At 42.0% G+C, this 11,697-nt stretch carries 10 protein-coding genes and 1 pseudogene; 6 read left to right on the top strand and 5 right to left on the bottom strand.

The genetic code is table 11. The annotated features are described in order from the left end of the window. Window positions 1–504 precede the first annotated feature (504 nt). The gene (locus ACM0OW_RS01740) at window positions 505–1,287 is read right to left on the bottom strand and encodes an MOSC domain-containing protein (protein WP_414548298.1); all 783 of its coding nucleotides are present in this window, start codon (window positions 1,285–1,287) and stop codon (window positions 505–507) included. Window positions 1,288–1,291: 4 nt separating this feature from the next. Beyond that, window positions 1,292–1,933, bottom strand: coding sequence for a signal peptidase I (gene lepB / locus ACM0OW_RS01735; RefSeq protein WP_414548297.1), 642 nt, complete (start codon window positions 1,931–1,933; stop codon window positions 1,292–1,294). A 252-nt stretch (window positions 1,934–2,185) separates the two neighbouring features. Between lepB and ACM0OW_RS01730 the strand changes: the two are divergent. After that, window positions 2,186–3,035 (top strand): annotated as a pseudogene (locus ACM0OW_RS01730) (hypothetical protein); the annotation flags it as partial. A gap of 980 nt (window positions 3,036–4,015) precedes the next feature. After that, a complete protein-coding gene (patS, locus tag ACM0OW_RS01725; protein ID WP_414548436.1) occupies window positions 4,016–4,069 on the top strand; it encodes a heterocyst-inhibiting signaling peptide PatS in 54 nt (17 codons plus the stop codon). 337 nt (window positions 4,070–4,406) lie between these two features. Here patS and tsaE read toward each other — a convergent pair whose 3' ends face one another. Next, on the bottom strand, window positions 4,407–4,877 hold the full coding sequence (gene tsaE / locus ACM0OW_RS01720; protein ID WP_414548435.1) for a tRNA (adenosine(37)-N6)-threonylcarbamoyltransferase complex ATPase subunit type 1 TsaE: 471 nt from the start codon (window positions 4,875–4,877) through the stop codon (window positions 4,407–4,409). 52 nt (window positions 4,878–4,929) lie between these two features. Next, a complete protein-coding gene (locus ACM0OW_RS01715) occupies window positions 4,930–6,291 on the bottom strand; it encodes a gluconeogenesis factor YvcK family protein (RefSeq protein WP_414548296.1) in 1,362 nt (453 codons plus the stop codon). A gap of 264 nt (window positions 6,292–6,555) precedes the next feature. Between ACM0OW_RS01715 and ruvC the strand changes: the two genes are divergently transcribed. Beyond that, window positions 6,556–7,047: a crossover junction endodeoxyribonuclease RuvC gene (gene ruvC / locus ACM0OW_RS01710; protein ID WP_414548295.1), complete on the top strand. Its 492-nt coding sequence runs from the start codon at window positions 6,556–6,558 to the stop codon at window positions 7,045–7,047. Between the two features lie 801 nt (window positions 7,048–7,848). Here the strand turns inward: ruvC and ACM0OW_RS01705 are convergent. Continuing rightward, window positions 7,849–8,157: a DUF3067 family protein gene (locus ACM0OW_RS01705; RefSeq protein WP_414548294.1), complete on the bottom strand. Its 309-nt coding sequence runs from the start codon at window positions 8,155–8,157 to the stop codon at window positions 7,849–7,851. 229 nt (window positions 8,158–8,386) lie between these two features. On the opposite strand from ACM0OW_RS01705, the gene petC reads away from it, so the two are divergent. From petC to ACM0OW_RS01690, 3 genes are all read left to right on the top strand, one after another. Then, on the top strand, window positions 8,387–8,926 hold the full coding sequence (petC, locus tag ACM0OW_RS01700; protein ID WP_239730191.1) for a cytochrome b6-f complex iron-sulfur subunit: 540 nt from the start codon (window positions 8,387–8,389) through the stop codon (window positions 8,924–8,926). Window positions 8,927–9,006: 80 nt separating this feature from the next. After that, window positions 9,007–10,008 carry a cytochrome f gene (gene petA / locus ACM0OW_RS01695; RefSeq protein ID WP_414548293.1) on the top strand — a complete coding sequence of 334 codons (1,002 nt, stop codon included), beginning with the start codon at window positions 9,007–9,009 and terminating at the stop codon, window positions 10,006–10,008. Window positions 10,009–10,245: 237 nt separating this feature from the next. Beyond that, window positions 10,246–11,694, top strand: coding sequence for a DUF3370 domain-containing protein (locus tag ACM0OW_RS01690; RefSeq protein ID WP_414548292.1), 1,449 nt, complete (start codon window positions 10,246–10,248; stop codon window positions 11,692–11,694). Window positions 11,695–11,697 lie beyond the last annotated feature (3 nt).

The following is an 11,697-nucleotide window of genomic DNA, read 5'->3' as shown; positions in this document are numbered from 1 at the left end:
GACAACATTGTGGTTTAATTTTTCCCCAACGCTAAAATTGAGCAAAATTAGCTCTGTTTGTATTACTGTCTTTTTCAGTGATATTACTGGATTCAGTTTTGCCAAATAACCAGCAAATAACTGATACTAGTATAAGCGAGTATGAGCAATTAATATATATACATTTTTGACTTTGACTTTTTAAACTTCTATCATTTACAGCAACTGCCAAGGAGGTTAGGACATTGTTGATTGCTGAAAGCCTTAAGCTAACTTGGTTTCTACTCAGCACTCAGCACTTTGCTATAGCTTGCGTGGCGTAGCCATACCCACCCCTACTTGGTTTCTACTCAGCAGTAAAACTACAAAAACTTGTATAAAAATTTTTACGTAATTTAACCATTTTTGCGTATACCGTAGCCTCACTTGTGGGGAGGGGCTGGGGTGTTAAATTGCAATATGGTTAATTTAAGTAACCCAACTCTTTACGTCCTTTGGAATCTCCCACTACAACCGCAAGACTTACTAGGAAATAATGTCAATTGTATCACCAATTTGAAACGTTTTTCCAGTTTCTGCTGGTGTTAATCGTGTATTTACACTCAAGCGATAAAAATGGTGAAAGTACGATGAGTCAACCCAATTCGGTAAAGTTGCTTGTCGCTGCCGCACAAATATTTTTTGAAAGTTTGGGTAAACTTCTCCTGAATCAGGATTGCGGGTGGGAACTATACAACGCTGACAAGGATTAACTCCAAATAAACTGACATCTCCTACTCGCAAGGAGACTTTATTGACTGGTTGACTAAATAACTGATCTTCCCAAAATGCTGGTACACCACCAACTTCAATGTTGGCACGGATACGGCGACGCATTTGCTCCACATCTAAATCAGGGAACCAGGAAGCTACCTCGGTTAAAGTTGCTGTGCTAATTACTGTTGGCCCTGGTGAGTTGGTATCGTCGGGAAAGCCCAGGAAAGAATTTTGTCCTAATTTTACGGCAAACCCCAAAAAATCACTGAGGCTTGCCGCTATTTCTGGCTGTTCTGTATCCAAATGAAAAATTTGTGGTGAGTCTTGCTTAGGGGTTTGCAGCGAGATAGTTCTATTACGAATATCAAATTTTGATCTAATTAAATGGATTTTGCCCACACGCTTGCCATTCACAAACCTACCCTGCACGTCAAAAATGGCAAACTCACGGTCATACTCTAGCGCACCACTAGCTAAAACCTTTGTTTGCTCAACTTCAACACCATCCAGTGATTTAATCGGGTAGAGGAGGATTTTGGCTAAGTATGGCATTAATCTATGGATACAATGGTGGTTTATCAAGTCCACCAATATTATTTAAAGGCCAAAAGCGGAGTACGGCACGACCGATAATATTTCCGCGAGGTACAACACCCCAGCAACGGCTATCGTAACTACTATTACGGTTATCACCTAGAACTAAGTATGAGTTGGGGGGTATAGTTTGGGGTTGTGCTAAAAAAGCTGGTTGCGCTCCTGATGTGCAAACATCAATTGCTGTGCGTTGCTGGGAGTCCAGATATTTGACTTCTTCCAGGGGTTTATTGTTGATATAAACTAGTCCGTCCTTGAGTTCTATTTTTTCTCCAGGTAAGGCGACTATACGTTTAATAAAGGCATCGTTGTATTGTTCATTTTGTAGTGTTTTTGTGGGTGAAAAAACTACAATATCTCCTCTCTGTGGCTCAGAAAACCGATACTTCAATTTATCGACAATTATTTTGTCTGCCTCCCACTGGTTTGGAGTTCCGTTCAGTGTAGGTTCCATAGAGCCAGAAGGAATCCAACGAGCTTCAGCAACAAAAGTACGAATGCCCAGGGCTAGCACAATACTTAATATAACTGTTCTGGCTAGTTCGGCGAACCAGGAATTATCGGGTTGTTGACTAGAGTTGTTATCGGACACTTGATTTCGCATGAAACTACTGGAATAAGGGAGAAGTGCAGGTAATGAACTCGTTGACGGAAACTATATTCTTTAATCTTAACGAGTAAATTCTGATTTCCCGGATAAAGTAAGCATCTATGGCTGATGCCATGCTCCGCTATGAGAAAGGAATTTATCAGTTAAAAATAAATATTTTCTTAACGATATGCAAATATTGATCATGGCTAGCGCAACCAAGTTTAACCTGAAAGTCTAGGCATCTGTCTAAATCCGGTTAAGCTCATGTCATTTCCACAAAGTTTACTGATTCGCCACGCTAGGATTATTCTCCCCAATGGTGAGTTAGTGCTGGGGGATGTGCTGACGCGCGATCTGCTTGCAGCAGCGCTGAGTGCAAAGCACACGCTCCGCGAACGCTATCGCCGCAGGCGGGGCTTTGCCCATCGCCAAATCGTTGAAGTTGCACCTGAAATTGCCCCGGCAACACCAGTTAAAGAAATTGACGCACAAGGGTTAACTTTGTTGCCGGGAGTCATCGACGATCCGCAGGTACATTTCCGCGAACCAGGCTTAGAACACAAGAAAGACTTGTTTACAGCCAGTTGTGCCTGTGCCGGCAGTTCATTCTCAGATTCAAGATAGTACTGCGGCACTTTTGGCAACCCAACGAGCATTAAAAATTTCTCACAAAAATCACCGTCTTTTGCATATCCTGCATCTATCTACAGTAGTAGAAGCGGACTTGCTGCGTCAGGAAAAACCCCGTTGGGTAACAGCAGAGGTGACACCACAGCATTTATTATTGAATACCAGTGCTTATGAAACAATTGGCACTTTGGCTCAGATGAATCAACCGTTGCGATCGCCTCACGATAACGAAGTGCTTTGGCAAGCTTTGCGCGATGGGATCATTGATTTTATTGCTACAGATCATGCCCCCCATACTTTGGCAGAAAAAGCTCAAGAATATCCCAATACACCCTCTGGAATGCCAGGCGTAGAGACTTCTTTGGCGGTGATGTTAACTGCGGCTATGGATGGGCGTTGTACAGTGTCTCAAGTCGTGAAGTGGATGTCTCAGGCTGTGGCTGTGGCTTATGGCATACCTAATAAAGGTGCGATCGCCTCTGGCAGGCGCAAAGCACATCGATTCTAGAGAATATCCTGTATCATTTCTTTTGCAGACATCGGATTGTATTTATACTATAAAAATCGTATAAGTACTAAACTAAAATTCCCAGCCATTTGTCAGGGAACAATTATTTTTCACAAATTCATAACTACATCGATAGTTACAGACATAAGTAGAGCTTCTATTAAAAATCATTTAAATAAATTAATCTCATTACTCTACAATCAGTAACTTTTGGTTTATAGATTCTGAATCTTACCTAGAAATACTAATCGCGAACATAAGTTAAACCAAATGAAGTGCAAATGTTCAACACTGAACTTTTCACTACAATCTTTTTGTATTCAACTATCCGGATTTTTTCTCTAAATAATGTAGAGAATTAATAGGGTTAAGTAAACGGGCAAATTTCTGTGAATACTATGTTTTATACATATAAAAATTTTATCTGCACTGAATTTGTACGGTGCTAAAACCTAATTTTTTCAGTGCTGACTGTTTTGGGTTTCCGTCCGTAACATTGCTAAAAAGCTTAACATTAGCCAGCAAAACGGAGCAAATAAAGACAAATCAGCATCCAATCAAACAAACTGAATCACTATTTATCGAGATAATCAAAGCAATGAAGCAATAGGAATAATCAGAGTGTAAGCAGATGAAAAAAAATACCAGCATTTACTGAGTAATTTCAATTCATCTCACATCCCTATTTACAAATATGATCCCCTAGAGGACAGAGTTATGTTAATTCTGATATGAATATAACTTCTCTTGAGGGTAAGTATTAAAGACTATCTAGCAGCGTGCTAGATATTACCTGCAAGAGCAGTTTTCTGTAACGGTTTGAGTCCAGTTTTCATTCATCTACTGCAATATTATCTGCGAGAATACGGCAATCCTAGCTAACCGCAGCAAACAGCTAGTAGATGTGAATCTTAACCAGTTCTTAAGTTGAACAGTATTTCATTGATTTTTGAATAATGAAGACAATAATGTTAGTGAATTCTTTTGATGAGCGTGGTAGCGGTAGATAGAACGAGTGTGGAATTCTCCCTCTCTGCTTTTCTCTTCTCTTCTCCTTGAGACGCTACACAGACGACTATCAGACCAATAGGCCATATCAAACAATTTGGGATTTGAGATTTGTTCCACCGACAAGCTACGGGGCTTGCAGTGAAGAATCAATCCACAATCCACAATCAATCCAAAATCGTTACAATGAGCGGTTTATCAAGCCTCTGATGGATTGCGATGCTTCCGCATTCCATAGGCGGACACCTTGCGTATGGCTCAAAAAAAGGGTTTCTGGAGAATATCTCAAGCTTTATCCATTGATTTTGGGTAGAAAAACCCTGTCTGGCACGAGTTCTCTCAGCCCACAAAACCTGAGATACTACGAATGAGTTTGTGAATGCTGCAATTACATGATGTAAGTTTTACTTGACGAGTGCCGTCATCGCCATGAGTCAACACTAAACTCAAATAAATATCTGGCTTGTAAGGCATTCTTTCTGCCCATTCAATTGCCACAATTCCCGGCATTACCTCAAAACCTTCCCAGTAAGTTTCTAGGTTTAAGGCTATGACTTCAGAGGGTTCTAGGCGATATAAATCTAAATGGTAAAGAGGGAAATGTCCTTGGGTATACTCATTAATCAGAGTAAAAGTAGGACTAACAATTGATTCAGTGATGCCTAAACCTTGACCAATTCCCTGTACCAGTGTAGTTTTACCAGTGCCTAAATCACCTTCTAGTAAAATCACACTGCCAGCCGTCATATTTTGACCAAGTATGATGCCCAAGCGTAGCGTTGCTTCTGCATCGGTAAGTAAAATATTCATGGCCGAGTCAAGATGGGATATTTTTTCTGACTCCATTTTGCATTCACTTCGGTTAATGGGTTCCACTGTACCACCGCAGCAAAACTCGTGCTAGTTTCTGAGGATTGTGACGCACGCAGCCTGTTTCATCTTCATACAAGACATTAGCTAGAACAATTCGCCGCCCTAATAGGGTAACATCTTCCCGATCCAAGAATACTGGATGGGAATTTTGTTGAGCATACCGGATGAGTGATTGCTCTGAGGGAGATTTTTTGTGTACTAATACGGCATCAAACAGCTGTCTTTCTCCGCAAGCAGCATCAATAGCTTTAATGTGGTCAGCAACTGTATATCCCTGAGTTTCGCCTGGTTGAGTCATGATATTGCAGATGTAGATGCTAGGGGCTATAGAGTCAGCGATCGCATCAGCAATTTCTGGTACAAGTAAATTAGGAATCAGGCTGGTATATAAGCTACCTGGCCCCACAATAATATAGTCAGCTTCTTTAATAGCTTTAATAGCTGCTGGCAAAGCTGGAGGACTAGCAGGGATACAGCCAATCTTGACAATTTTCCCCCCAGCTTTAGGAATACTCGACTCACCCTCAATGCGACGGCCATCGTCTAATTCTGCCCAGAGACGAACATCACTTAGGGTAGCTGGTAGAACTTGTCCCCGGACTGCTAGCACTTTGGAACTGGCTGCAACCGCCCGTTCTAAATCCCCAGTAATATCGCTCATGGCAGTTAAAAACAAATTGCCAAAACTATGGCCTGTCAAGCCATCTCCAGCCTTAAAACGATATTGAAATAATTCTGTTAATAACTTTTCTTCATCTGCCAGTGCGGCGACACAATTCCGAATATCCCCAGGTGGTAAAACACCAAATTCCTGACGCAATCGCCCAGAAGAACCACCATCATCAGCTACAGTCACAATGGCAGTAATATTAGCACTATAGGTTTTTAATCCCCGTAATAAAGTCGAAAGTCCAGTCCCACCACCAATTACGACTATTTTCGGACCACGATACAATCGACGATGTGCCATCAACACATCAATTAAATCCTCTTCGCCGCCTGGTCTAAGCACCTGAGTAATTGAGCTAACCGTGCGAGTTTGCCCCCAAAAGAGTAAAAGTATACCACTCAGTAATACCAAAGGGCCGCTGATATAGTAGGGTAAAATCTCAGCAATTACTCCCAGAAAACCCCTGACCAACTCCAAAGCCCAAAAAATTGGGGTTAGCCTCACCCATATAGCCGCCCCCAAAATTGCCAGCAGTACACCTCCAAGGCTAATTAGCAACCAGCGTTTGATGGCTAGACCAGGAGATAACCACTTGAACCACTGGTTAACACGATGGGAAGTGCGGGAGCGCGACTGCTTTTGCAGGGCTTTGAGGGCTTGTCTGAGAAAACCAATTGACATACCTGATTCGGAGCAGTGCTACAAAATAAATGATTAACAGCAAATTTACACTACTTGGTCTGAACACCAAATGTAGAGTTCTTAAATTTATCAAGGACTTTACACTAGCAGCAAGTTGTTAAAGTTGCCAGTTGAGTGCTGAGTGGGGAAAGTACGGAGTGAAGAAAGTTATTAGTAGGTTTCTTCCCCCCTGCTTCCTGCTCCCCTGCTCCCTGTTCCCCTGCTTCTTCCCCCCGCTATGACTACGGCTATAAATTGAATTTAATGGAAAAACGCATTTTAGGATTAGATCCAGGACTAGCAATTTTAGGTTTTGGCGCAATTAGCTGCACAAATAATTCCCAGAAGCCACAAGATACAACGGTAGAAATGATTGATTTTGGTGTAATTCGTACAACTTCAGATACCGAAATGGGTCAGCGCCTCTGTATTCTGTTTGATGATTTGCACACCGTGATTAAGGAATTAAAACCTGATTTGGTAGCAATTGAAAAATTGTTCTTTTATCGTATGGCAAATACAATTGTTGTGGCACAGGCTAGGGGTGTACTAATGTTGGTCTTGGCACAGCATAAGCTACCGTATGTTGAATTTACTCCTGGCCAAATTAAGCAAGCCTTAACAGGCTATGGTAATGCCGATAAATCAGAAGTGCAAGATGCTGTGGCGCGAGAGTTGGATTTAGACTATGTTCCTAAGCCAGATGATGCTGCTGATGCTTTGGCGGTGGCTTTGACTGCTTGGTATCAAATTTAGGTGTAAAAAGAGAATAGTTAGTTGAAATAGAGAATAATTAATTAAAACGGCAAAAGTCAGAAATTCACATTACCCTAAGTAAATTAACGTTTTATGTTTTATTAAAGACAATGCGATTGCTGAGTCGCAAGGCGAAACGCTACGCGGTAAGCGTTCGCGTTAGCGTGCCGGAGGCTCTAGCTATGCCGAAGGCTTTACGTCGTTCCTCCTGGCAATGACAATATTATTCTTTTTCTGAAAAATAATATCTGGGATACACCCGATTCATTTGTCCTGGTGATGTTTTCTTTTGATTCGGCTTTCCTTTCAACTTCATTCCAGCTAACAGCTTGCTTCCCCAGTGGTTACGGTTTTCTGATTTTTGCTTTGGCTTGTACTTGCGACAAAACCCCCGATATCTAACCTGACTTTTCACGTTATGTGGAAAAATTAACGTGAAAAGTCCGAAATTAATACTAAATTACTATTTTTACCAAAAACCGCTTGCCAATATTCCGTATTTGTAGATTTTTGCAGTGTTAAAATCCTTACTAATTTGTAGTTTAGTTAATTATTTTCGTTATACATAGGTGGGAAAACGAGAATAATTAATTAAACTCAGAAATAAACGTTAGTAATACCTATATAATTTATGGCTGTTAGGACGATCGCCTGAGCCGATAAACTGTAATTGAATAATGAGCGATCGCTGATTAGATTGCAACCGCCAAGGATCTGAGGATAAACGCCCCAGTACCGCATTAGGTTATCAGTGGCTGCTCCCATTGGGGCGATCGCGCAGTGCGACAGAGGAATCTCATCTCAAACAATCCATTCCGAGGCGCGTTCACCTAAATCGAGGGGAATACTCACAGCTTTGCCCAGTCGGGGGCGATCGCGCGTTTGGGCAATAAATGTTTGGACTTGCACAACGCCATCCAAAGCCTGAAGATAATTAGCAATGCTGTCAAGATGCTCTTGGTACTCTGCCTCAGTCAAGGGAAAAGAAGCTTGCTCAAGATACTTCCACATCACTTGCAGAAATATCTTCCCCTTCGTGCGTCGGAACTGGACATCGTAAGAATATCCCCATTTGTCAAGCAATAATCTGCGTAATTCCTGTCCTGTCATAGCTTTTCTCAATTAGATTTTACATTTAGTTATGATGTTACGTTCCGTAACTCAAGTATGATAGACATATAAAGAAATGTAATGCTAACAGAAGAGATGCTCAATATATCTTGGAATAAAGAAAATTAGCATCGTTGTAGGCGTTGGCATTTCCACTCAAACAGGAGTAGCTCAAGTACTGGTACTCTTGTAAGAATGCTTAACAAAATACACAAAGATCGCGTAAAATATGGCTCAATTTTCTGAATCAATGGACGTGCCAGATATGGGCCGTCGTCAGTTCATGAATTTGCTGACTTTTGGAACAGTGACTGGTGTAGCTCTGGGTGCATTGTATCCTGTAGTCAAGTACTTTGTTCCACCTGCTAGTGGTGGCGCTGGTGGCGGTACAACAGCAAAAGACGAACTGGGTAACGATGTCAGTGTCAGTGGCTTTCTAGCAAGTCACAACGTAGGCGATCGCGCCTTAGTTCAAGGACTCAAGGGCGACCCCACCTACATGGTTGTAGAAAGCAAAGAAGCCATTGGCGATTATGGCATTAATGCTATCTGCACACACTTAGGTTGTGTTGTTCCCTGGAATGTCGCAGAGAACAAGTTTAAATGTCCTTGTCACGGTTCCCAGTACGATGCAACTGGTAAGGTGGTCAGAGGTCCAGCACCTCTGTCTTTGGCTCTCGCACACACCAAAACCGAAAACGACAAAATCGTTTTGACCCCTTGGACTGAAACCGACTTCCGCACCGACGAAGAACCTTGGTGGTCTTAATGAAGTGCTGAGTGCTGAGTGCTGAGAACAAAGTCAATGATCAATGACCAATTAACCAGAGAATAGTTGTCCTTATAGAGATGAGAAATGCCCGTACCACAGCGAGTCTAACTCGCAATGCTAGAGCAATTATGAAAACATTGCTCATAGCGATCGCTACCTTGACATTTTACTTCACTAGCGATTTAGCCTTACCTCAAAGCGCTGCTGCATATCCTTTCTGGGCGCAACAAACCTATCCTGAAACCCCTCGTGAACCAACCGGGCGGATTGTCTGCGCTAACTGTCACCTAGCAGCTAAACCAGCAGAAGTGGAAGTTCCCCAATCAGTTTTACCTGATACTGTGTTTAAAGCAGTGGTGAAAATTCCCTACGATACCAACATCCAACAAGTTGGTGCTGATGGTTCTAAAGTTGGCTTAAACGTCGGCGCTGTGTTGATGTTACCAGAAGGCTTCAAAATTGCACCAGCAGACCGCATTTCTGAAGAACTCAAAGAAGAAGTAGGCGATGTTTACTTCCAACCCTACACTGAAGATAGCGATAATGTTCTTCTGGTTGGACCAATACCCGGTGAACAGTATCAAGAAATTGTCTTCCCAGTTCTTTCTCCTAACCCCGCAACAGATAAGAATATTCACTTTGGTAAATATTCAGTTCACTTAGGTGCGAACCGGGGACGTGGACAAGTTTATCCTACTGGTGAAAAGAGCAATAATACCATTTACAATGCTTCCGCTACTGGCACAATCAGCAAGATTGCCAAAGAGGAAGATGAGTATGGTAATGCTAAATATCTAGTAAATATCCAAACAGAATCTGGCGATACTACTATTGATACAATTCCCGCAGGACCAGAATTGATTGTTTCTGAAGGTCAATCTGTAACTGCTGGTGATGCTTTGACTAATAACCCCAATGTTGGTGGATTTGGTCAAAAAGATGTAGAAATTGTCTTGCAAGACTCAACCAGAGTTCAAGGCATGATTGCATTCATTGCTCTTGTAATGTTAGCTCAAGTTATGCTTGTACTGAAGAAGAAGCAAGTGGAAAAAGTTCAAGCTGCTGAACTTAACTTCTAAATTATTGGTTAAATCAATACTTTTGAGGACAGGCGAAAAGTCTGTCTTTTTTTTATAGAAAATACAGAACCTCACCCCCAGCCCCTCTCCTTACTAAGGAGAGGGGAGACTTTGATGCAAGTCTGAGGTCAACAGCCAGATTTGGATGTTAGTAAGTGTTTTAAGAAATCTGTTTCCAGGAACTTGTAGCTACAACTTGTGATCTTTGAATCATTAGTTATCGGGAAATCAACATCAATGCCAGTCAAACAATCCCAAAATAAATTACCTAAAACTATATTTTTATTTCTATTTGGACTTACGCTGACTCCAATAGGTGGATGTACAATTTTTCACTCAAATCTTCGGGGTGATAATTTAGTAGTTGCCCAAGGTTTACCAAAGCCAACACCTCAAGAAATAGTGCAAGCCGGGGAAGTACGAGCTTTACCTGGCAAACTGGATACAATACCTGTATTTAATAGCAATAGTCCAGAATGGATCAAAACCGAGGGCATTTTACTTTCTACATTTCCTCCACATGGGAAAAAAGTAGCCGCCGCACACCTCAATTTCCCTTTTCAGGGACGCTTTGACTTATTTGCCCATCACTATACCCACACTCCCAAGGATTTACAAACCCTTTATTTAGGGGTAATTCTTCACAATCCTGGTAAAAAATCCGTCACCGTAGATGTGTTGCAGGCAGCAAGTTATTTGATGGAAGATGCACCTTTTGTTACCTTACCATCTTATGTAGAAAATAATGATGGTAAAGCCTACTCAGGGCCAGGTAATCGTGCTGTGAGTGACGTACTTCGAGGCATCCGCCAAGCTGATTTTCCCGCCAAACTGGTAATTCCTCCGGGAAAAAGTCGAATGTTACTCAATCATCCTATTCGCGTGCGACATTTAGAAAAACCTGTCAATGGTCGCTCCAGCTTCATGCGTCTGCGTAGTAATGGCAAAATTTATGCAGCTAGTTTGGCTACATTTGCTAAAAAAAACGCTGATAATAGCGATCGCGCACCCACTCTTGCAGAATGGCAAGCATTACTGGATACTGGGAACTTCGCCGGGCCAAGGGACAAAACCCCCACTTCTCCAGATGCTACCAGTGGTCAACTGATTTATGGGCGCGTCGCTGGTGTCTCTCAAGGTTCCCAGTGGCAAGCAAAGCTGGTGGATAATCCCCAAGCCAACTATTTAACAATTCCTCAACCAGGTAAAGGCATTTCTTATGCTTTAGACACTCTGCGGAGTGGTCGATTAGGTACTGCACAAAATCAAACGGCGAAAATGCTGGTACGCTATGCCGATACAGCCTATGAAGCACATGGTAATTATGGGGTGGAATATAAACTCAACTTGCCCCTAAACAACAACACTAACGCCACCCAGAAGGTTACTCTGACTCTAGAAACACCTTTGAAGGAAGATAAGTTATCTCAAGGTGGTGTGCGTTTTCGCAAGCCATCTCTGGATTTTCCGTTTTTTCGAGGTACAGTCAGATTGCGTTATGTTGATGACCAGGGACAAGACAAAACACGCTATGTGCATCTATGGCACAGAACTGGGCAACTTTTAGAACCATTATTGCAAGTTACACTACCACCCTCGGCTAACCGCAATATACAGTTAGATTTAATTTATCCACCCGATTCTACTCCGCCGCAAGTAGTCACTGTGAGAACTTTACAAGAATAAGGA

This window comes from Anabaena sp. CCY 0017, assembly GCF_963920885.1.
Lineage (GTDB): Bacteria > Cyanobacteriota > Cyanobacteriia > Cyanobacteriales > Nostocaceae > Nodularia.
This window is presented reverse-complemented; position numbering and strand designations above follow the sequence as displayed.

Bases quoted from the DNA above. Each gene is read 5' to 3' on its own strand.
- ACM0OW_RS01740 (WP_414548298.1), bottom strand. From the start codon at position 1,287: ATGCCATACTTAGCCAAAATCCTCCTCTACCCGATTAAATCACTGGAT.
- lepB (WP_414548297.1), bottom strand. From the start codon at position 1,933: ATGCGAAATCAAGTGTCCGATAACAACTCTAGTCAACAACCCGATAAT.
- tsaE (WP_414548435.1), bottom strand. From the start codon at position 4,877: ATGAATATTTTACTTACCGATGCAGAAGCAACGCTACGCTTGGGCATC.
- ACM0OW_RS01715 (WP_414548296.1), bottom strand. From the start codon at position 6,291: ATGTCAATTGGTTTTCTCAGACAAGCCCTCAAAGCCCTGCAAAAGCAG.
- ruvC (WP_414548295.1), top strand. From the start codon at position 6,556: ATGGAAAAACGCATTTTAGGATTAGATCCAGGACTAGCAATTTTAGGT.
- ACM0OW_RS01705 (WP_414548294.1), bottom strand. From the start codon at position 8,157: ATGACAGGACAGGAATTACGCAGATTATTGCTTGACAAATGGGGATAT.
- petC (WP_239730191.1), top strand. From the start codon at position 8,387: ATGGCTCAATTTTCTGAATCAATGGACGTGCCAGATATGGGCCGTCGT.
- petA (WP_414548293.1), top strand. From the start codon at position 9,007: ATGAGAAATGCCCGTACCACAGCGAGTCTAACTCGCAATGCTAGAGCA.
- ACM0OW_RS01690 (WP_414548292.1), top strand. From the start codon at position 10,246: ATGCCAGTCAAACAATCCCAAAATAAATTACCTAAAACTATATTTTTA.